This window comes from Glycomyces paridis (genome assembly GCF_004912155.1).
In the GTDB taxonomy this organism is placed as follows: Bacteria; Actinomycetota; Actinomycetes; order Mycobacteriales; family Micromonosporaceae; genus Glycomyces; species Glycomyces paridis.
The window spans coordinates 47,102-67,270 of the sequence record NZ_STGX01000001.1 but is presented as its reverse complement, the minus strand read 5'-3'; the positions used below and the strand labels follow the sequence as shown (position 1 = coordinate 67,270).

The 20,169-nt window shown below is 71.7% G+C and carries 17 protein-coding genes and 2 pseudogenes; 13 read left to right on the top strand and 6 right to left on the bottom strand.

The window, feature by feature from the left end; translation table 11 throughout:
• Positions 1-117: 117 nt before the first annotated feature.
• The 3 genes and pseudogenes from E9998_RS00295 to E9998_RS00290 form a co-directional block, all read left to right on the top strand.
• Positions 118-1,569, top strand: a pseudogene (locus E9998_RS00295) (acetyl-CoA carboxylase biotin carboxylase subunit); the annotation flags it as partial.
• 57 nt (positions 1,570-1,626) lie between these two features.
• A pseudogene (locus E9998_RS26970) lies at positions 1,627-1,875 on the top strand (acyl-CoA carboxylase biotin carboxyl carrier protein subunit); the annotation flags it as partial.
• 129 nt (positions 1,876-2,004) lie between these two features.
• On the top strand, positions 2,005-3,438 hold the full coding sequence (locus tag E9998_RS00290; RefSeq protein ID WP_136527717.1) for a GuaB1 family IMP dehydrogenase-related protein: 1,434 nt from the start codon (positions 2,005-2,007) through the stop codon (positions 3,436-3,438).
• Positions 3,439-3,904: 466 nt separating this feature from the next.
• Here the strand turns inward: E9998_RS00290 and E9998_RS00285 are convergent, their stop codons facing one another.
• Together E9998_RS00285 and E9998_RS00280 are read right to left on the bottom strand one after the other, a co-directional pair.
• Positions 3,905-4,546: a response regulator gene (locus E9998_RS00285; RefSeq protein ID WP_136527716.1), complete on the bottom strand. Its 642-nt coding sequence runs from the start codon at positions 4,544-4,546 to the stop codon at positions 3,905-3,907.
• On the bottom strand, positions 4,543-5,412 hold the full coding sequence (locus tag E9998_RS00280; RefSeq protein WP_158299644.1) for a sensor histidine kinase: 870 nt from the start codon (positions 5,410-5,412) through the stop codon (positions 4,543-4,545). The genes E9998_RS00285 and E9998_RS00280 overlap by 4 nt, the downstream gene beginning before the upstream one ends.
• A 132-nt stretch (positions 5,413-5,544) precedes the next feature.
• On the opposite strand from E9998_RS00280, the gene E9998_RS00275 reads away from it, so the two are divergent.
• From E9998_RS00275 to E9998_RS00265, 3 genes are all read left to right on the top strand, one after another.
• A complete protein-coding gene (locus tag E9998_RS00275; protein ID WP_136527714.1) occupies positions 5,545-6,294 on the top strand; it encodes an ABC transporter ATP-binding protein in 750 nt (249 codons plus the stop codon).
• 19 nt (positions 6,295-6,313) lie between these two features.
• On the top strand, positions 6,314-7,033 hold the full coding sequence (locus E9998_RS00270) for an ABC-2 transporter permease (protein WP_158299643.1): 720 nt from the start codon (positions 6,314-6,316) through the stop codon (positions 7,031-7,033).
• A gap of 190 nt (positions 7,034-7,223) precedes the next feature.
• A complete protein-coding gene (locus E9998_RS00265) occupies positions 7,224-8,228 on the top strand; it encodes an L-type lectin family protein (RefSeq protein WP_136527712.1) in 1,005 nt (334 codons plus the stop codon).
• A gap of 55 nt (positions 8,229-8,283) precedes the next feature.
• Here the strand turns inward: E9998_RS00265 and E9998_RS00260 are convergent, their stop codons facing one another.
• Complete coding sequence (locus E9998_RS00260) at positions 8,284-9,669, bottom strand: NAD(P)H-quinone dehydrogenase (protein ID WP_136527711.1); 1,386 nt, start codon at positions 9,667-9,669, stop codon at positions 8,284-8,286.
• Positions 9,670-9,732: 63 nt separating this feature from the next.
• On the opposite strand from E9998_RS00260, the gene E9998_RS00255 reads away from it, so the two are divergent.
• A complete protein-coding gene (locus tag E9998_RS00255; RefSeq protein ID WP_136527710.1) occupies positions 9,733-10,176 on the top strand; it encodes a gamma-glutamylcyclotransferase family protein in 444 nt (147 codons plus the stop codon).
• A 79-nt stretch (positions 10,177-10,255) separates the two neighbouring features.
• On the opposite strand, the gene E9998_RS00250 is transcribed toward E9998_RS00255, so the two are convergent.
• Both E9998_RS00250 and E9998_RS00245 read right to left on the bottom strand, forming a co-directional pair.
• Positions 10,256-11,446 carry an amidohydrolase gene (locus E9998_RS00250; protein WP_192907020.1) on the bottom strand — a complete coding sequence of 397 codons (1,191 nt, stop codon included), beginning with the start codon at positions 11,444-11,446 and terminating at the stop codon, positions 10,256-10,258.
• 599 nt (positions 11,447-12,045) lie between these two features.
• Positions 12,046-13,632, bottom strand: coding sequence for an acyl-CoA mutase large subunit family protein (locus tag E9998_RS00245; protein WP_136527708.1), 1,587 nt, complete (start codon positions 13,630-13,632; stop codon positions 12,046-12,048).
• 183 nt (positions 13,633-13,815) lie between these two features.
• Here E9998_RS00245 and E9998_RS25640 point away from each other — a divergent pair, with 183 nt between their 5' ends.
• The 5 genes from E9998_RS25640 (at position 13,816) to E9998_RS25065 (ending at position 18,478) form a co-directional block, all read left to right on the top strand.
• A complete protein-coding gene (locus E9998_RS25640; RefSeq protein WP_204745166.1) occupies positions 13,816-15,861 on the top strand; it encodes a protein kinase domain-containing protein in 2,046 nt (681 codons plus the stop codon).
• Positions 15,862-15,917: 56 nt separating this feature from the next.
• Entirely contained in the window at positions 15,918-17,573 is a 1,656-nt protein-coding gene (locus tag E9998_RS00235) for a phospho-sugar mutase (RefSeq protein ID WP_136527707.1), read from the top strand.
• 98 nt (positions 17,574-17,671) lie between these two features.
• Entirely contained in the window at positions 17,672-17,908 is a 237-nt protein-coding gene (locus E9998_RS00230; protein ID WP_136527706.1) for a hypothetical protein, read from the top strand.
• Positions 17,905-18,318, top strand: a complete 414-nt coding sequence (locus tag E9998_RS00225; protein ID WP_136527705.1) for a type II toxin-antitoxin system VapC family toxin — start codon at positions 17,905-17,907, stop codon at positions 18,316-18,318. The genes E9998_RS00230 and E9998_RS00225 overlap by 4 nt, the downstream gene beginning before the upstream one ends.
• On the top strand, positions 18,311-18,478 hold the full coding sequence (locus E9998_RS25065) for a hypothetical protein (RefSeq protein WP_158299642.1): 168 nt from the start codon (positions 18,311-18,313) through the stop codon (positions 18,476-18,478). Before E9998_RS00225 ends, E9998_RS25065 begins: the two co-directional genes overlap by 8 nt.
• A 35-nt stretch (positions 18,479-18,513) precedes the next feature.
• Here E9998_RS25065 and upp read toward each other — a convergent pair whose 3' ends face one another.
• Positions 18,514-19,146, bottom strand: coding sequence for a uracil phosphoribosyltransferase (gene upp, locus E9998_RS00220; RefSeq protein WP_136527704.1), 633 nt, complete (start codon positions 19,144-19,146; stop codon positions 18,514-18,516).
• Positions 19,147-19,253: 107 nt separating this feature from the next.
• Here upp and deoC point away from each other — a divergent pair, with 107 nt between their 5' ends.
• Complete coding sequence (gene deoC / locus E9998_RS00215) at positions 19,254-20,168, top strand: deoxyribose-phosphate aldolase (protein ID WP_136527703.1); 915 nt, start codon at positions 19,254-19,256, stop codon at positions 20,166-20,168.
• Position 20,169: the final 1 nt, after the last annotated feature.

The window sequence follows — 20,169 nt, the reverse complement described above, 5'->3', positions numbered from 1 at the left end:
ATCCACAACTTGCCTTGTGGAGAACCACCAAAGATCGAGTGCTTTATACCGGTTCATCCATGCCATCGGGTTCGCCATCCCCCCGCGCTCGGATACGCGGCCACTACACTGCGGGACGTGCGCAAGGTTTTGATCGCCAACCGCGGCGAGATCGCAGTGAGAGTCATCCGGGCCTGCCGGGACGCCGGTTACGAGTCCGTCGCCGTCTACGCCGACGGCGACCGCGATGCTCCCCACACGCTCCTGGCCGACGAGGCCTTCGCCCTCGACGGCCTCACCGCCGCCGACACGTATCTGCGGATCGACAAACTGCTGAAGATCGCCCAGCGGTCGGAGGCCGACGCGGTCCACCCCGGCTACGGCTTCCTCTCCGAGAACGCCGAGTTCGCCCAGGCCGTCATCGACGCCGGGCTCACCTGGATCGGACCCACCCCGCAGTCCATCAGGGACCTCGGCGACAAGGTCACCGCCCGCCACCTCGCCATGAAGGCCGACGTGCCCCTGGTGCCCGGCACCAAGGACCCCGTCGAGGACGCCTCCGAGATCCTCGCGTTCGCCGACGAGCACGGCCTCCCCGTCGCCATCAAGGCCGCCTTCGGCGGCGGCGGCCGCGGCCTCAAGGTCGCCCGCGAACGCGACGAGATCCCCGACCTGTTCGAGTCGGCCGTGCGCGAGGCCGAGGCCGCGTTCGGGCGCGGCGAATGCTTCGTCGAGCGCTACCTCGACCGGCCCCGCCACGTCGAGGCGCAGGTCCTGGCCGACACGCACGGCAACGTCATCGTCGTCGGCACCCGCGACTGCTCGCTCCAGCGCCGCCACCAGAAGCTCGTCGAGGAGGCCCCCGCGCCGTTCCTCACCGACGACCAGCGCGCGACCATCCACGCCGCCGCGAAGGCCATCTGCAAGGAGGCCGACTACCACGGCGCGGGCACCGTCGAGTTCCTCGTCGCCGTCGACGGCACCATCTCCTTCCTCGAAGTGAACACCCGCCTCCAGGTCGAGCACCCCGTCTCCGAGGAGACCAGCGGCCTCGACCTGGTCCGCGAGCAGTTCCGCATCGCCTCCGGCGAGGCCGTCCCCATGACCGAGGACCCCGAGCCTCGCGGGCACTCCATCGAGTTCCGCATCAACGGCGAGGACCCGGGCCGCGGGTTCCTGCCCGCCCCCGGGACCGTCACGCGGCTGCGCCTGCCCGCCGGGCCGGGCGTGCGCGTCGACACCGGCATCGAGGAGGGGACCGTCATCGACGGGAACTTCGACTCGCTGCTGGCGAAGGTCATCGTCACCGCACCGACCCGCGAGGAGGCGCTGCGGCGCTCGCGGCGGGCCCTCGCCGAGATGGAGGTCGACGGGCTCGCGACGGTGCTGCCGTTCCACCGGGCCGTCATCGAGGACCCGGCGTTCGCCGAGGACTTCACCGTGCACACGCGGTGGATCGAGACGGAGTGGGACAACACGCTCGCGCCGTTCGACGCGGCGGCAGGGATCGGCGGGGACGCCGAGGAGCGCACCAGCCTCGTCGTCGAGGTCGGCGGGAAGCGCCTGGAGGTGTCGATCCCCGCCGGGCTGCTGAACCCGGTGAGCGCGAACAAGCCGAAGAAGCGCGGCCCCAAGAAGCAGTCCGACGCCGGACCCGCCATCGGCGGCGACGGCCTGCCCTCGCCGATGCAGGGCACCATCGTCAAGGTCGCGGTCGCCGACGGCCAGTCGGTCGTCAAGGGCGACACCATCGTGGTCCTGGAGGCCATGAAGATGGAGCAGCCCATCGAGGCGCACAAGTCGGGGACGGTCTCGGGCCTGGAGGTCGCGATCGGCGACGTCGTCGCAGCCGGTGCCCCGATCTGTCAGATCGCGGACTTACAACCGGAACATTGAGGGGGGACAATAGTCAGTGCTGTGCGTGACGCCACAAGCACTGCTGCTCTCCATCGAAACCGGGTTAGGGTTCTCGGCGGCGGAAATCCTCCGCCGACACCTCGACCACTCCCGACAGGGGGATCTGCCATGCGCTTCATCGACCGACAACCCGAACACGACCTCACCTACTCGGACGTGTTCATGGTCCCGAACCGCTCGGCGGTGACTTCGCGGCTCGACGTCGACCTGTCGACCGACGACGGCACCGGGAACACGATTCCGATCATCGCGGCGAACATGACCGCGGTCTCGGGCCGCCGCATGGCCGAGACGCTCGCGCGCCGCGGCGCGATGGCGGTGATCCCGCAGGACATCCCCGTCGACGTGGTCGCCGACGTGATCGCGCGCGTGAAGTCGCGCCCGCTCGACTGCGACGCGGCGCTGACGCTCCCGCCGACCGCCACGGTCGCCGAGGCGATCGCCCTCTTCTCCAAGCGCGCCCACGGCGCGGTCATCGTCACCGACTCCGAGCGGCGCCCGCTCGGCGTGGTCACCGAGGCCGACTGCCGCGGCGTCGACCGCTTCACCCAGCTGGAGCAGGTCGCCTCCGACCGGCTCGTGACGCTGCCGCTGGGGATCTCCGACGCCGAGGCGTTCCGGATCCTGGAGGCCGCGAACGTGAAGCTCGCGCCCGTGCTCGACGGCGAACGCCTCCACGGGGTGCTCACCCGGGCGGGCGCGCTGCGCAACACCATCTACCGGCCGAACACGGACGCCTCCGGGAAGCTGCGGATCGCCGTGGCGATCGGCATCAACGGCGACGTGACCGGCAAGGCCGCCGCGCTCGTCGAGGCCGGCGCCGACGTGATCGTCGTCGACACCGCGCACGGGCACCAGGAGAAGATGCTCGACGCCCTCAAACTGGTGCGCGACGCCGCCCCGGACCTGCCGATCGCGGCGGGCAACGTGGTCACCGCTGAAGGCGTCCTCGACCTCGTGAACGCTGGCGCCGACATCGTCAAGGTCGGCGTCGGCCCGGGCGCGATGTGCACCACCCGGATGATGACCGGCGTGGGCCGCCCGCAGTTCTCGGCGGTCCTCGAATGCTCGGCGACCGCCCGGCGCATGGGACGGCACGTGTGGGCCGACGGCGGCGTCCGCCACCCGCGCGACGTCGCCCTGGCCCTCGCGGCCGGCGCCTCGAACGTCATGATCGGCTCCTGGTTCGCCGGGACCCACGAATCGCCCGGCGACATGCACTACGACACCGAGGGCAAGCCGTTCAAGGAGTCCTTCGGCATGGCCTCGGCCCGCGCGGTCAAGGCCCGCAGCGCCGCCGAGACCTCCTTCGAGCAGGCCCGCAAGGCCCTGTTCGAGGAGGGCATCTCGACCGGCCGCATGTACCTGGACCCGAAGCGCCCCGGCGTGGAGGACCTCCTCGACTCGATCGTGGCCGGCATCCGTTCCGCCGCGACCTACGCGGGGGCGACGAACCTCGAAGAGTTCCACGAGCGCGCCGCGGTCGGCATCCAGTCGGCGGCCGGCTACACCGAAGGCGCGCCGGTCCCCAGCAGCTGGTAGCGAAGGCGAGTTCGCGGCCCTGCGGCACTGGCCGCGGGGCCGCGGGCGTCCGCCCGTCGGCGGGCGCCCGCGGTTGTTCCTCGCGAGGCGTTCTGACAGGAGCCGAGCGCGGGTGCACCCGCGCTCGGTCTTCGGGGACGGCCCCCGGGGTTTCCCACTCTCGCCGTCAGTCCTGTCAGGACTCCGCTGCCCCGCATCTCCACCACCACCGTCGGAGCAGACGTTTTTTCTCTACCAACAATCACAGGTCGGGGCGCTGCTGCCAAGTACTGATTTCCAGCCTGTGGATAACTTGTGGACCGAACATCGTCGGCGCAGGTCACGAGCTTGTAGAGCAGTGTCGCCGCTGTGGTTTCGTTCGTGTTCCCGTTCATGGCTCAACGGTGGCATAAGGTCCGCACCGTCGGCAAGGGCGAGTTGTCGTCCTGTGGATAACCTCCTGTGGACAATGCTGTGGACGGGCCGATCAGGTGCTCGCGTCGCGTGCCAGCATCGCCGCCTGGACCCGGTTCGCGCAATCGAGCTTGGCGAGGATGCGGCTCACGTAGGTCTTCACGGTCGCCTCGCTCATGTGGGCGCGGCGCGCGATCTCGGCGTTCGAGTGGCCCTCGGCGACGAGGTCGAGCACGTCGCGTTCGCGCGCGGCCAGCCGCGCCACGCGCTCCACCGCGTCGCGTCGGCGCGGCACCGACTCGGGGGCGACCAGGCCGAGCACCATCCTCGTGACCGCGGGCGACAGGTACGCCTGGCCCGCCGCGACCGCCCGGACCGCCGCCACCAGTTCCTCAGGCGCGCACGTCTTCAGGACGAACCCGGCCGCACCGGCCTCCACCGCGGCGAGCACGTTCTCCTGCTCCCCGAAGGAGGTCAGCACCAGCGCCCGCGTCCCCGAGGACGCCGCGGCGAGCCGCTCAACGACGTCTAGGCCGCCGAGCCCCGGCATGTGGAGGTCGACCAGGGCGACCTCCGGGCGGTGCCGGGCGACCGCCGCGAGCGCTTCGCCGCCGTCCTGCGCGGCTGCGGCCACACGGATGCCCGCCGCCTCGAGAATGGTCCGGACGCCCGCGAGCACCAGCGGCTCGTCGTCGGCGATCACCACGGCGGTCACGGCTCCCGCACCCCCGCCACGGTCGTCAGCGGCAGCAGGACCAGCAGGAGCACCACGGTCGCCACGGCGGCGACCCGAGCGATCCGCGGCCGCGCCGCGACCTCCGCCACGAGCGGGAGCATCGCGCTCAACCGGAACCGGCCCCCGCCCGCCCGGCAGTCGAGCAGTCCCCCGGCGGCATCGAGGCGCTCGCGCAGGCCGTCGAGGCCGTGCCCACCCGGACCGGCCGCGGCGGCGGCGCCCGGCAGCGGATTCTCGACCGCGACCAGAAGCGCGTCGGACTCCCACGTCACGCTCGCGTGCACGGGCAGCCCAGGAGCGTGCTTGGCGGCGTTCGCCAAACCCTCTTCGAGGACCGCGTACGCCGCACCGGCCGCCGCCGGCGGGAGCGGCTTCGGCTCGCCCTCCTGGCTCAGTTCGACGGTCACGCCCGCCTCCAAGAACACGGCCGCCAGCGCGGCGGCCTCGGCCGAGTCGAACCGGGCCGCGGGTTCGGTTCCGGTGCGCAGCACGGCGACCAGGCCGTGCAGGTCTTCGACGGCGGCGCGGACGGTGTCGCCGACCTGGCGGACTTCGGCGCGGCGTTCGTCGTCGTCTTCGCGGACTTCGAGGGCCGCGGCCTGGAGTGCGGCGAGGCCGAGGCGTCGGCCGATGCGGTCGTGCATGTCGCGGGCGAGGCGCAACCGTTCGCGGTGCACGGCGGCTTCGCGTTCGCGCACGGCGCGGCGGTGTCGCTGCCAGAGGGCGACGACGACCGCGGCGGCGAGGATCACGAGGATGCCGGACGGGACGGGCCCGGCGGGCATGAGTGCGAGGACGGCGAATTCGGCCAGGACCACGACGATCGCGGCGAGGAGACCTCTCATCCGGTCAGGGTACGCAGCCCTTTCGATTCGGAGCATCCGGCCGGGGCGGCTCTCCTGGTGTTCTCTTTCGTCGTTGTCGCGGGCGACGTTCGGCGACTGTCGCCGTGGGGTGGGTTTTCCTACGGTTGCCTCATGATCGAAGTGAGGGATTTGCGCAAGCGGTACCGGGGCGGCACCGCCGTCGACGGGTTGTCGTTCTCGGTGGCGCCGGGGCGGGTCACGGGGTTTCTGGGGCCGAACGGGGCGGGGAAGTCGACGACGATCCGTCTGATCCTGGGGATCGACCGGCCGACGGGCGGCACGGCGACGGTCGGGGGGCGGGCGTACGCGTCGCTGGAGCGTCCGTTGACGCAGGTGGGTGCGCTGTTGGAGGCGGGTGATCTGCATCCGAGCCGGAGTGTGCGGGAGCATCTGCGGTGGTTGGCGCGCAGCAACGGGATCGGTGAGCGGCGGGTGTCGGCGGTGCTGGAGGCGACGGGCATGGCGGGTGCGGCGCGGAAGCGGGCGCGGGCGTTGTCGCTGGGGATGCGGCAGCGGCTCGGGGTGGCGGCGGCGCTGCTGGGGGATCCAGAAGTGCTCATTCTGGACGAGCCGGTGAACGGTCTCGATCCGGAAGGGGTGGTGTGGATCAGGCGGTTGATGAAGGGCCTGGCGGCGGAGGGCCGGACGGTGCTGGTGTCGAGCCATCTCATGTCGGAGATGGCGTTGACGGCCGATCACCTGGTGGTGATCGGGCGCGGGCGGCTGCTGGCGGACTCGTCGACGGCGGCGTTCATCGCCTCGCACGGCGGGTCGGGTGCGGGTCTCGAGGAGGCGTTCATGCGGTTGACGAGCGAGTCGGTGGAGTTCCGGGCGGGGGTGCGCGATGAGGGCGTTCGGTAGGGCGACGGCGGCGGAGTGGGTGAAGCTGCGGTCGGTGCGGTCGACGGCGGTGACGCTGTCGGTGTTCGCGGCGCTGTCGCTGGGGTTCGGGTGGCTCGTCAGCGGGTCGATCGAGGACGCGTTCTTCAACGGGGACACCCTCGCGGCGACGTTCATGGGGTTGCTGGTGACGCAGTTGGTGCTGGTGACGTTCGCGGTCTCGTGCGTCGGTTCGGAGTACTCCTCGGGGACGGTGCGGGCGGCGCTGGCGGCGGTGCCGTCGCGGGGGCGGCTGTTCGCGGCGAAGATGGTGGCGGTCGGCGGGGCCGCGGCGGCGGTCGTGCTGCCGGTGGAGCTGGCGGTGTTCGCAGTGGTGCAGGCGCGGGCGGGCGAGCGTGCGGTGCCGTGGGCGGCGTGGGGGACGGTCGAGTCGCTGCTGGGCGGGTGGATCGGGTTGACGCTCATGTGCGTGTTCGCGGCGGCGGTGACGGTGGTGACGCGCAGTACGGTGTGGACGCTGGCGATCCTGCTGCCGGTGCTGTTCCTGTCGGGGCAGGGTCTGGGGAACCTCGATCCGATCCGGCCGGTGGTGCAGTACTTCCCCGATCAGGTGTCGATGGTGATCATGCACATGACGATCCCGGGCGATCCGACGTTCGGGCGCGATTACGGGGCGTGGACGGGGATCGCGATCCTGGTGGCGTGGACGGGTGCGGCGCTGGCGGGCGGGTGGCTGTCGATGCGGCGCCGGGACGGCTGAGGAATACGAGGCGGCGGCCGGTTTTCTCGTCCGGTCGCCGCGGGGTCCGTCCGCAATTGACGGAACCACCGTCCTCACAGGAAGTTCTCATATAGCTTCGCTGAGTAGTCGGCCGCTGGTGTTCCAGGACCGCAGGCCGATCGGGCCCGGCCGCAGCCGGCCGGGCCGCAGCACCAGCGAGGGAGTTCCAGTGAGACGAGTTGCGATGTTCGGGGCCGGTTCGATGCTGCTCGCGGCGGCGCTGGCCGCGCTGCCGGGCGCCTCGGGGGCGCAGGCGGCGGACGAGGAGAAGAAGGTCCTGCTGTTCAACGCCCCCATGACGAGCAACGGCGAGGACGTCCCCGACGCCGCGCTCTCGCTCGACGCGTGCCTGACCGGCGCGACCGACCCCGACGGCGTCAACGGCTTCGGGTCGTGCGCCGACCAGGCGGTCGGCCCGGTCCCCGAGGTCGGGAAGGTGCCCGGCTTCCTCCAGCTCACCGACGCGAGCGAGTCGAACACAGGCGCGGCGATCCTCAACCAGGCCCTGCCGAACCAGGGCGGTTTCGAGGTCACGTTCGCGCAGTACCAGTACGGCGGCACGGGGGCGGACGGCATCTCGTTCTTCCTCGTGGACGGCGACACCGACCTCACCGAGGCGGGCGCGTTCGGCGGGAGCCTGGGCTACGCCCAGCACGGCGACAACCCGGGCGTCGACGGCGCCTACCTGGGCCTGGGCCTGGACGCGTGGGGGAACTTCTCGGCGGACACCGAGAACCGCGGCAACGGCTGCCCCGAGGACTACCGGGCGCCCGAGCACCTGCGGGTGGCGATGAACCGCGCCCCCGACAACGTGGCGCTGCGCGGCCCCGGCCAGGGCACCGAGGGCTACTGCCTGCTGGCGACGACGGCGACCGACGAGAAGGTCGGCACCGCGGTCGACGGCGACCTGTACGGGACCGCGTTCCCCGAGAGCCTGCGCTCGGATTCCCTCGAGGGCGCGAAGCGGCTGGTGAAGCTGAAGATCACCGACGGCGAGCACCCGAAGGTGACCGTGGACCTCGACTTCCTCGACGGCAACGGCTGGTACCGGGCCCTGGAGACGACGATGCCGTTCGCGGCCCCCGACTCGTTCAAGATCGGTTTCGCGGCCTCGACGGGCGGCGCCACGGACGTGCACCTCATCCGCCACCTGCGGGTCGAGACCTTCGAGTAGCGACGGCACGCGAACGGGCCCGGGGCATTCGCCCCGGGCCCGTTCGCGTGGCCGGTCAGTACTCCATGAGCTGGCGGGCGGCCTCGGCGACCGAGCCGGACAGCGACGGGTAGATCGTGAAGGTCCGGGCGACCTGCTCGACGGTGAGTCGCTGCTCCACGGCGAGCGCGATCGGGGTGATGAGCTCGGAGGCGCGGGAGCCGACGACGACGCCGCCGGCGACGATCCCCGAGGAGTTCCAGGCGAAGAGCTTCACGAACCCCTCGGTGCGGTCGACCATCTTCGCGCGCGGGTTGGACGCGAAGGGCAGCAGGACGCCGCGGCAGTCCACTTTGCCGGAGTCGACGTCGGCCTGGGTGACGCCGACGGAGGCGAGCTCGGGGTCGGTGAAGACGTTCGCGGCGACGTGGGCGAGCTTGATGGGGCGCACGGCCTCGCCGAGGGCGTGCCAGATGGCGATGCGGCCCTGCATGGCGGCGACGGAGGCGAGGGCGTGGACGCCGGTGACGTCGCCGGCGGCGTACACGCCGGGGACGTTGGTGCGCGAGACCTTGTCGACGGGGATGAAGCCGCGCTCGTCGACCTTGACGCCGTAGGCGTGCAGGCCGAGGTTGTCGGAGTTGGGGATCGAGCCGACGCAGATGAGCGCGTGGGTGCCCTCGACGACGGTGCCGCCGTCGAGTTCGACGGCGACGCCGGTGTCGGTGCGGCGGGCGGCGGCGGCGCGGGAGTGGTTGCGCACGTCCATGCCGCGGCGCACGAAGACGCGGCCGACGGTCTCGGCGGCCTCGGCGTCCTCGTGGGGCATGACGCGGTCGCGCGAGGAGATGAGGGTGACCGCCGAGCCCATCGCGAGGTACGCGGAGGCGAACTCGGCGCCGGTGACGCCGGAGCCGACGACGACGAGGTGCTCGGGGAGCTCCTTGAGGTCGTAGAGCTGGCGCCAGGTGAGGATGCGCTCGCCGTCGACGGGCGCGGAGGTGAGGGTGCGGGGGGTGGCGCCGGTGGCGATGAGGACGACGTCGGCGTCGGTGTCGTACGGGTCGCCTTCGAGGGGGACCACATGGAGTTCGTGGACGTAGTTGTAGCCCTTGTCGACGCGGAGGCCGGCGCGGCCGTAGACGATGTCGACGCCCGCGTCGACGAGTTTCTGGGCGATGTCGGCGGACTGCTGGGTGGCGAGGCGGCGGACGCGGCCGTTGACGGCGCCGGGGTCGGCCATCGCCTCCTTGGTGCCGATGCCGAGCTCGGAGGACTCGTGGATCTCGGTGAGGACCGAGGACGCGGCGATGAACGTCTTGGAGGGGACGCAGTCGGAGAGGACGCAGGCGCCGCCGGCCCCGGTGGCCTCGATGAGGGTGACGTCGGCGCCGAGCTGGGCCGCCACGAGGGCGGCCTCGTAACCGGCCGGGCCTCCGCCGATGATCGCTACTCGTGTCACGGGGCGCGCCTTTCGCTGTTCGGGATGCTTCAGTGCGGGCAGGTTTAAGGGTATCTTCGAGTCGTGCATCTCTATGCCGCGTATGGCTCGAATCTCGACCCCGCCCGCATGCGTGCGACCTGCCCGCGCTCGCCGCTGGTCGGCACGGGTTGGATGGAGGGCTGGCGACTGACGTTCGCCGGCGCCGACCTCGGCTGGGAGTCGGCGGTGGCCACGGTCGTCGAGGCCCCCGGCGAGCGGGTGTTCGTCTCGCTCTACGACCTGGACCCGGCCGACCGCCAGGTCCTCGACGAACTGGAGGGCCTCAACTCGGGGCTCTACCGGAAGATGAACACGCAGGCGGCGACGCTGGAGGCGAACCGGCAGGTGTGGCTGTACGTGTTCGACGGGTTCGAGGGCGGGCTGCCGAGCCAGTGGTACCTCGACGAGATCATGCGCGCCGCGGAGGCCGCGGGCGCCCCGCAGGACTACGTCGAGGCGCTGCGCAAGCGCCCGACCGCCGAGTAGCCCCGGCGCGACACGCCGGGGCGACAAACTTTTCAGACCGGGCGGGGACGACACGTCGTCCCCGCCCGTTCGCGTGTCCTCAGAACGCGGGATTGACGGCGGCGGCGAGGACCGTGTGGGTCATGACGCGGATGCCGTGCCCGAGGGCGCGCTCGTCGATGTCGAAGTTCCCCTGGTGGATGTCGAGGCGCTCGCCGGGGCGGCCGACGCCGAGGCGCGCCATCGCGCCGGGGACCTGCTCCAGGTAGTACGCGAAGTCCTCGCCGCCCATGGACATCGGGGCCTCGACGACGGCCTGCTCCCCGAGGGCCGCGGCGGTCGCGCCGGCGAACATCGCCGAGGCGGCGCGGTCGTTGACGACCGGCGGGACGCCGCGGCGGTAGTCGATCTCGCATTCGACGCCGCAGGCGCGGGCGACCGAGCGGGTCACCTCCTGCACGAGGTCGGGAATCATGTCCCAGGTCTCGCGGCCGTGGACGCGGACGGTGGCGCGCGCGAGCGCCTCCTGCGGGATCGCGTTCGCGGCCTCGCCGGCCTGGACGGCCCCGAAGACGATCGCGACCGACTGGCGCGGGTCCAGGCGCCGGCCCACGAGGGCCGGGACGTCGACGACGACGCGGCCGATGGCGTTGACGAGGTCGGAGGTGAGGTGCGGGCGCGAGGTGTGGCCGCCGCGCCCCTGCATCCGGACCTCCATGACGTCGCACGCGGCCGTCAGCGGCCCGTTGCGGACGCCGATCTGGCCGACCTGGAACTGCGGGTCGCAGTGGAACGCGAAGATCGCGTCGACGCCGGTGAGCGCCCCGTACTTGATCATCGTGGGCGCGCCCGAGGGGAACTGCTCCTCGGAGGGCTGGAAGACGAGGCGGAAGCGGCCCGGCAGGCCCTCGCGGCGCTCCAGTTCGCCCAGGACGCGGCCCAGGCCCAGGAGCATCGCGGTGTGGGCGTCGTGGCCGCACGCGTGGCAGACGCCCTCCACCGTGGAGCGGTACGGGACCTGCTTCGGGTCGTGGATCGGGAGCGCGTCCATGTCGGCGCGGATCGCGATGATCCGGTCGCCGGTGCCGATGTCGCAGGTCAGGCCGGTCCCGTCGGGGATGAGGCGCGGGTCGAGCCCGGCCTCGGCGAGGCGGGCGGCCACGAAGTCGGCGGTGTCGTGCTCCTGGCGCGAGAGGCGCGGGTTGGCGTGGATGTGGCGCCGGGCGGCGACGATCTCGCCCTCGTGCGCTTCGAGCCAGCCGTCGAGGAAGTCGGGCAGCGATGTTGGCATGGCCTGCGGCTCCGTAGCGGTGTTGCCGGCGGCTGCGACTGGGGCAGCCTTATCGAGCGTGGGCAGTGCGGCCGGTACCACGAGACGCGATTCGGGCGCGGTCGCACTCGGGAGCGGCTCATTGGATTTCGTGGCGGTACCCATCTCGACGACTTTCTCCGCAGTGAGCGTGTACATTCCTTCGCGCCTCGCAATTCGCGTTCGAGGATCAAAGACGATGGAGGGCGATCGACCAAGCTTAATCCGATCGCACTCCGTTGCGGTCAGCGCCGCATTGAGCGACGCCCGCCGTCCGAACCCGGGCGGGACCTGCGCTCGGCCCGCGAATCGCACCGGGGCAATTCCCGCCCATGGGTCACGGCCGCACGACTGGCGGTTACGGCCCCGCGGCCGAACCCGCCGTCATGAGGCATAACGCTTGCCAGCCCGATTAGTTACGGCCGCAGCACGGTTTTTCAACCGACGCCCGGCAATGCACCGACTCGGTGACGCGACCCCGGACCAGTGTTTCCCCGTTCACCGAATGCGTCGACAGACGCCTTGTGCGCTTCGGCGCTCGGTGACACTCCCGTCACCATTCGTCGAACGGCGCAATGGGGTCACCAGTGCTCGTTCGGCGTGTAGCGCCCCCATTCGGCGGCGAGCGCGGTGCAGACCTCGCCGACGGTGGCGCCGGCGGCGAGCGCGGTCTTGAGCGGGTAGAGGACGTTCGCGGTCCCGGCGGCGGCCTCGCGCACCGCTGCCAGGGACGACGCGATCACGGCGGCGTCGCGGCCGGCGCGGTGGGCGGCGAGGCGCTCGACCTGCGCGACTTCGATCGCGGGGTCCACTTTGAGCGGTTTATAGGGGGCGTCATCGCCATTGAGGAGGTATTTGTTGACGCCGACGACGGTCTGCTCGCCCGCGTCGATGCGCTTGGCGGTCGCGTAGGCGCTGCGTTCGATCTCGCTCTTCTGGAAGCCCTCCTCGATCGCGGCGACGGCGGAGCCGTGCGCGAAGACGGCGTCGATGAGGCGCAGGGACTCGGCCTCGACCTCGTCGGTGAGGGCCTCGACGGCGTAGGAGCCGGCGAAGGGGTCGACGGTGTCGCACAGGTCGGTCTCGGCGGCGATGACCTGTTGGGTGCGCAGCGCCAGGCGCGCGGAGCGGTCGGTGGGCAGGGCGATGGCCTCGTCGTAGGCGTTGGTGTGGAGCGACTGGGTGCCGCCGAGGACGGCGGCGACGGCCTGGACGGTGACGCGGGCGAGGTTCACCTCGGGCTGCTGGGCGGTGAGCTCGACGCCGGCGGTCTGGGTGTGGAAGCGCAGCTTCATCGAGCGGGGGTCCTTCGCGCCGAAGCGGTCGCGCATGATGCGGGCCCAGATCCGGCGGGCGGCGCGGAACTTCGCGACCTCCGAGAGGAGCGTGGAGCGGGCGACGAAGAAGAACGACAGGCGCGGGGCGAACGCGTCGACCTCCAGGCCGGCGGCGAGGGCGCACTCGACGTACTCGATGCCGTCGGCGAGGGTGAACGCGAGCTCCTGCGCGGCGGTGGCCCCGGCCTCGGCCATGTGGTAGCCGGAGATGGAGATCGTGTTCCACTGCGGCAGTTCGGCGGCGCAGTACGCGAAGGTGTCGCTGACCAGGCGCAGGCTCGGGGCGGGCGGGAAGATGTAGGTCCCGCGGGCGATGTACTCCTTGAGGACGTCGTTCTGGATCGTGCCGCGCAGGGCGGCCGGGTCGGCGCCCTGCTCCTCGGCGACGAGCTGGTAGAGCAGGAGGAGGACGGCCGCGGGGGCGTTGATGGTCATCGAGGTCGAGACCTCGTCGAGGGGGATGCCGCCGAACAGGACGCGCATGTCGGCGAGGGAGTCGACGGCGACGCCGACCTTGCCGACCTCGCCGAGGGCCTCGGGGGCGTCGGAGTCGTAGCCCATCTGCGTGGGCAGGTCGAAGGCGACCGAGAGTCCGGTGGTGCCGGCGGCGAGGAGGTCGCGGTAGCGGCGGTTGGACTCGGCGGCGGAGGCGAACCCGGCGTACTGGCGCATCGTCCAGGGCCGGGAGGCGTACATGGTCGGGTGGACGCCGCGCGTGTAGGGGAAGGAGCCGGGGTCGCCGAGTCGTTCCTGGAGGTCGGGCGCGAGGTCGTCGGGGCCGTAGACGGTTCGGATCTCAAGTCCGTCTCGGCCTTGCGGTGGCGGCTGCATGGCTGCCATCCTAGGTTGTGAACTGCGTCTTCGGAAGATCATGGTGGTCGCTCCGGGGGCGCCGCCGCTCCCCCGGACGAAGGCCGTCTACGTCGCCGTCAGCGCACTGTTACGCGTCCCCGGTTCCACACCGGTGGCCGGGACGCGGCAGACTAGTGGGGATCCCTCGCGAGGAGTGGCGGTATGACGTACTCATCTGACTACGGTCGCGGTGGTCCCGGCGCCTATGAGGACCCCCGCCCCGGCGCCGTGCCGACCCCGCGGAGCTCCCCCGAAGGCCAAGGGCCGTACGGCGGCCCGGGCGCCGATCCGGGGCGCGACCCGCACCCGTCGTTCGGGGCGAGGTTCACCGGCTCCGAGCCGCACCCGCCCGGGTACGGGCGCGGGTACGAGGCCTCCTCGGGCTACGACGCGGCCGGCGGCCAGTCGGGCGCCTACAACCGGTCCCCGTACGGCGGGGACTCCTACGGCGACTCCTCGTACCGGCACAGCTCCTCGTACGGCAACTACGGGAACCTCGGGCAGAGCTTCGCGGTCGGCGACGAGCCCGGGCACCGCCCGGGGGCGGGCGGTCCGGGCGCGAACCGGGCCGGGCCCGGCGACATGGTCGCCGACCGGTACCTCCTGGTCGACCTCGTCGGCAAGGGCGGCAACGGGTCGGTGTGGCGGGCGACCGACACGGTCCTGCGCCGCGAGGTGGCCCTCAAGGAGGTGTTCCTGCCGCCGGACCTGCCGCCGCAGGAGCGCTCGCAGCTCATCGACCGCTCCCGGCGGGAGGCGCAGATCGCCGCGGGGCTCTCGCACCCGTCGGTCATCCGCGTCTTCGACGTGGTCGAGCACCTGGGCCTGCCGTGGATCGTCATGGAGCTGCTCCAGGCGCGCAGCCTCGCCGAGATCCTGACGCAGGACGGCCCGCTGGCCCCGCGCGTGGCCGCGAAGATCGGCATGGCGCTGGTCGGCGCGCTCCAGGCCGCGCACGACGCGGGGATCATCCACCGGGACGTCAAGCCCGGGAACGTGCTCATCTCCACCGACGGGCGCTGCGTCCTCTCCGACTTCGGCGCCGCCCAGATGCACCAGGTCTCGGGGGGCACGACCCCCGGGAAGGTCCTCGGCTCGGCGCACTACATCGCGCCCGAGCGCGCGGTGGGCCACCCGGCCGCGCCCGCCAGCGACGTCTTCAGCCTCGGCGTGACCCTGTACGCGGCCGTCGAGGGCCGCCCGCCGTTCGACCGGGGCGACGCGGTCTCCACGATGCGCGCGGTCGTGCAGGAGCCGCCGGAGAACCCGCGCCACGCCGGGCCGCTGACGCCGCTCCTGGGCGGGATGCTCGCGAAGGACCCGCAGCAGCGCGCCTCGCTCCCCGAGGTCCGCCAGGAGCTCGCGTCCCTCCTCGCCGGGCCGCTGGGCGGCACCGGCGTCACCGGCGGCATGGCCGCCGGACCGGCCTACCGCAACGACGGCGGCGGCGGGCCCTCCGCGGCCTACCAGGAGGTCTCGCCGCCGCGTCCGCGCGCCGACGGCACCGGCGGGCGCCCCCGCGTGCGCGAACCCGAACCCGAGCCGGAGCCGAACCGCTGGAAGTCCGGGTCGGTCATCGCGATCTGCGTGCTCCTGGTGGTCGTGCTCGGCTGGGGCGTCTACAAGTGGCAGTTCGCCGGGGACGGCGGCGGGGCCGGCGGCGCCGACCCGACCACGGCCGCCGAGGACGCCTCCGGCGGCGAGTCCCCCTCCGGCGAGGGCGAGGAGGAGGACGGGGGCTCCGAGGAGGACGAGGGCCCGTCGTTCGAGACCGCCGCCCACGAGGGCGACGGCTTCACCGTGAACCACCCCGCCGAGTGGCCCGAGGGCCAGGCCGGCGACGACTACGTCTCCTATTACAACCCCGAGGACGACACCCAGTGGGTCCGGTTCTACGCCGGCTCCGACCGCGGCGCCGGCGACGCCGAGGGCTACCTCTCGGACTACTTCGACGGCCTGCCCGTGGAGATGACCGACCTCGAACGGGTCGCGCTCGACGACGTCGAGATCGCCGGGATGGGCGGCACGGTCCTGGAGTACACCGGCACGAACCTCGACGAGGCCGGCGCCGAGCGCCACTCGATCTGGGCCATCGTGGACGCCGGGGACGGGACCACGTTCGGCGTCTTCATCTCCGGGGACGCCGACGCATGGTCGCTATCACAGGAGGTCTACGCCGAGGCCGTGGCGTCGTTCCAGACCGGCTGAGGCCACACCGTCCGCAAGAGCGGCCCCGCGGACGGCGGATATGCGACCATTTCCCCATGACGGACGTGACCAATCTGGATGCGCTGCGCGCCACGGCACTGCGGTGGATCACCGACGACCCCGACAAGGCCGCCCGCGACGAGCTCTACCGGCTCCTCGACGCGCTCCCCGGCACCGCCGAGGAGCTCGCCGACCGCTTCGCCGGGCGCCTGAAGTTCGGCACCGCCGGGCTGCGCGGGCCCCTGCGCGCCGGACCGAACGGCATGAACCTCGCCGTGGTCCGCGCCGCCGCCGCCGGGCTCGCGAACTGGCTCGACGCCAAGGGCGCGACCGGTCCCGTCGTCATCGGCTACGACGCCCGCCACGGCAGCCGCGACTTCGCCGTCGAGACCGCCCGCGTCGTCACCGGGTCGGGCCGTCGCGCGCTCCTCATGCCCGGTCCCCTGCCGACCCCGGTGACCGCGTTCGCCGTGACGCACCTCGACGGCGCCGCCGCCGTGCAGGTCACCGCGAGCCACAACCCGCCGCAGGACAACGGCTACAAGGTCTATCTCGGCCGCGAACTGGGCGGGGAACTCGGCGCGGGCGCGCAGATCGTCCCGCCCGCCGACACCGAGATCGAGGCCGCGATCGAGGCGCTCGGGCCGCTCTCGGAGATCCCGCTCGGCGACGAGGGCGAGACCCTCGACGAGTCCGTCCTCGACCGGTACCTGGCCGCCGTCGCCTCCGTCGTCGACCCCGACGACCCCAAGCGGCTCGCCTCGGTCGCCACGCCGATGCACGGCGTCGGCGGCGCCACCCTCGTCAAGGCCATGGAGCGGGCCGGGTTCGCCGCCCCGACCCTCGTGCCCGAGCAGGCCGACCCCGACCCGGACTTCCCCACCGTCGCCTTCCCCAACCCCGAGGAGCCCGGCGCGATCGACCTCCTCAAGGCCCTCGCCGCCGAGGAGGGCGCGGACGTGGCGCTCGCGCTCGACCCCGACGCCGACCGCTGCTCGGTGGCGGTCCCCACCGGCGACGGCTGGCGCCAGCTCAGCGGCAACGAGGTCGGCGTCCTCCTGGCCGACCACTGGATGCGCAAGGGCCACAAGGGCACCTACGCGACCACGATCGTTTCCACGACGCAGCTCAAGGCCATGTGCGAGCGGCGCGGCTTCGCGTACGAGGAGACCCTCACCGGCTTCAAGTGGCTCGCCCGCGCCGGCGCCGACCTCGCGTTCGCCTTCGAGGAGGCCCTCGGCTACTGCGTCGCACCGGAGTTCCTGCGCGACAAGGACGGCGTCTCCGCGTCGCTCGTCGTCGCCGAGATCGCCGCGGGCCAGGCCGCGCGTTTCGCGACCCTCCAGGACCGCCTCGACGAGCTCGCCGAGGAGTTCGGCGTCTACGAGACCGGGCAGCTGTCGGTCCGCGTCGAGGACCTCTCGGAGATCGACGCGTGCATGAAGCGCCTGCGCGCCAACCGGCCCGCCTCCCTGCTCGACGAACCCGTCACCGACTACCTCGACCGGCTCCCCGACGCGGACGTCGTCACGGTGACCACCGCGAACGCCCGTGTCGTCTGCCGCCCCTCCGGCACCGAACCGAAGCTCAAGGCCTACCTCGAAGTCCGCGAGGACACCGGCGGCGACCTCCCCGCGGCCCGCGAACGGGCCCGCGCCGGCGTCGAGGCCCTCAAAGCCGAGATGGCAGCGATCCTCGGCGTCCCGCACTGACGCCCGTACGACGAAGGGGCCGGGCGCTACGCGCCCGGCCCCTTCGGCACGGCGTGTCAGAACATGAAATCCGACGGCTGGTCGCCTACGCTCGAATCATGGCTGATCTGGAGATCCACGATGTGTCCGAAGACGTGATGGCTCGACTGCGGCTCCGCGCGCAGAACAACCACACCACCGTAGAGGGCTTCGTGAAGCGCCTGCTCGAACAGGACTCGAAACGACTCACCTCCGACGAACTCGTCGCACGCGGCCGAGCGATCTCCGAGGGCAGCGGGATCACGACCGAGGACATACTCGCGGCCGTCGAGGAGGACCGAGCGCACCGCAAATGATCGTCATCGACACCTCCTCCATGATCGAACTGCTCACCAGCTCTGATGAACTGGGCGAAGGCGTACGCGCGGCAGTCGCGGGTGAGAAACTGATAGCGCCGCACTTCATCGATCTCGAGTTCAGCTCAGTGCTCCGCGGCTTGGTACTCGGCCGCAAACTCGATCAGGCGAAAGCCAACCTGGCCTTGGAATCGCTGATGCAATCGGACATTGACCGGTATGAGCACGCATGGTACCTGCCCAGGATCTGGGAACTGAGGGCGAACATGACCACGTACGATGCCTCCTACGTGGCACTTGCCGAAGCGTTCCAGGTTCCGCTGTTGACGGTTGACTGCAAATTCGAGCGCACTCCGGGACCGAAATGCAACATCGTGACCATCAAGTGCCTGGACGGGCAGCGTGGCTGACGACCCTCCCCCGCCGAATCCGAACGGCGCCGCGATCATCGCTTACTACTCTGCCCGTGAACCCGATGAGGAGTTCGCGGCGAATCTCGAGGAAGTCCACCAGGAGATGAACCGATCGTTCATCGTGAGGGATCCGTGGGAGTGCTACAGCGACGAATGAGGGCCGGGCGCTGCGCGCCCGGCCCTTTTTCGTGTCTAGAAGCGGCGGTAGGCGCCGAACTGGCGGTCGCCGGCGTCGCCGAGGCCGGGGACGATGTAGGCCTTGCCGTTGAGTTCGGGGTCGACGGCGGCGGTGGTCATGCGCATGGCGATGCCGGAGGCGGCGAGCTTGTCGATGCCGTCGGGGGCGCAGAGGACGCTGATGAGGTCGATGTCGGTGCAGCCGCGGGCGGCGATCATCTCGCAGCAGCGCAGGAGGGAGCCGCCGGTGGCGACCATCGGGTCGAGGACGATGACGTGGCGGCCGGCCAGGTCGTCGGGCAGCGACTCCATGTAGGCGTACGGCTCGTGGGTCTCCTCGTCGCGGGCGAGGCCCACGAAGCCCATCGAGGCGTCCGGGATCATCGCCTGGGCGGCGTCGGCCATGCCGAGCCCGGCGCGCAGCACCGGGACGAGCACGGGCGGGTTCCCGAGCCGGTACCCCTTGGCGGGGGCCACGGGGGTCCTGATCTCGTATTCGGTCACGGCCACGTCGCGCGTGGCCTCGTAGACGAGCATCATGGTGAGCTCGTGCAGGGCGGCCCGGAACCTCGGCGAGTCCGAGCGCTCGTCGCGCATGGCGGTGAGCCGTTCGGCGGCGAGCGGGTGTTCGACGATCTTGACATCCACGGTTACCAACCTTAACGTCCAGTTCGCCGGGCTAATGTGAGCTGGTCACCACACGCTGAGCCGAACGTCGCGACGGCGGTCGTTACAGGGACGGATACCATCGGGTCATGGGATCAATTGTGAGCGGCGCCGAGGCCGCCGCCCTCGTCCGCGCCCTCCCCGGCGTCGACGCGGTCGGCCTCGAAGCGCGCGCGGCGGGGCTCGCCACCCGCTCGGTCAAGAAGGCGTCGAAGGCGCAGGCCATCGACCTCGCCATCAGCATGATCGACCTGACCACGCTCGAAGGGGCCGACACCCCCGGCAAGGTGCGGTCGCTCGCGGCGAAGGCCGTGCGCCCCGACGGCGACGCGCCCTCGACCGCCGCCGTCTGCGTCTACCCCGCGATGGTCGCCGTCGCCGCCGAGGCCCTCGAGGGCAGCGGCGTCAAGGTCGCCTCGGTCGCCACCGGATTCCCCGCCGGGCAGGTCCCGCTCGACCTCCGCCTGGCCGACACCGAGGCCGCCGTGCGCGCGGGCGCCGACGAGATCGACATGGTCATCAGCCGCGGCGCGTTCCTCGCCGGGGACCTCGAACGGGTCTTCCACGAGATCAAGGCGGTGAAGGCCGCCGCGGGCGAGGCCCGCCTCAAGGTCATCCTCGAAACGGGCGAACTGGTCACCTACGACGACGTGCGCCGCGCCTCCTGGCTCGCCATGCACGCCGGGGCCGACTTCATCAAGACCTCCACCGGCAAGGTGGGCGTCAACGCGACCCTGCCGGTCACGCTGCTCATGATGCAGGCCGTGCGCGACTTCCGCGCCCTCACCGGCCGCCAGGTCGGCGTCAAGCCCGCCGGGGGCATCCGCACCACCAAGGACGCGATCAAGTACCTGGTGTGCGTCAACGAGACCCTCGGCGACGACTGGCTGAGCAACGAGTGGTTCCGCTTCGGCGCCTCCAGCCTCCTCAACGACCTGCTCATGCAGCGCCAGAAGCTCACAACCGGCCACTACTCCGGCCCCGACTACGTGACGGTGGACTAAG

What these genes read in the sequence shown, in the direction of transcription:
- E9998_RS00250 (WP_192907020.1), bottom strand. Translation starts at nt 11,446, where the DNA reads ATGCCAACATCGCTGCCCGACTTCCTCGACGGCTGGCTCGAAGCGCAC.
- E9998_RS00230 (WP_136527706.1), top strand. Translation starts at nt 17,672, where the DNA reads ATGGCTGATCTGGAGATCCACGATGTGTCCGAAGACGTGATGGCTCGA.
- E9998_RS00275 (WP_136527714.1), top strand. Translation starts at nt 5,545, where the DNA reads ATGATCGAAGTGAGGGATTTGCGCAAGCGGTACCGGGGCGGCACCGCC.
- E9998_RS00245 (WP_136527708.1), bottom strand. Translation starts at nt 13,632, where the DNA reads ATGCAGCCGCCACCGCAAGGCCGAGACGGACTTGAGATCCGAACCGTC.
- E9998_RS00235 (WP_136527707.1), top strand. Translation starts at nt 15,918, where the DNA reads ATGACGGACGTGACCAATCTGGATGCGCTGCGCGCCACGGCACTGCGG.
- E9998_RS25640 (WP_204745166.1), top strand. Translation starts at nt 13,816, where the DNA reads ATGACGTACTCATCTGACTACGGTCGCGGTGGTCCCGGCGCCTATGAG.
- deoC (WP_136527703.1), top strand. Translation starts at nt 19,254, where the DNA reads ATGGGATCAATTGTGAGCGGCGCCGAGGCCGCCGCCCTCGTCCGCGCC.
- E9998_RS00280 (WP_158299644.1), bottom strand. Translation starts at nt 5,412, where the DNA reads ATGAGAGGTCTCCTCGCCGCGATCGTCGTGGTCCTGGCCGAATTCGCC.
- E9998_RS00225 (WP_136527705.1), top strand. Translation starts at nt 17,905, where the DNA reads ATGATCGTCATCGACACCTCCTCCATGATCGAACTGCTCACCAGCTCT.
- E9998_RS00290 (WP_136527717.1), top strand. Translation starts at nt 2,005, where the DNA reads ATGCGCTTCATCGACCGACAACCCGAACACGACCTCACCTACTCGGAC.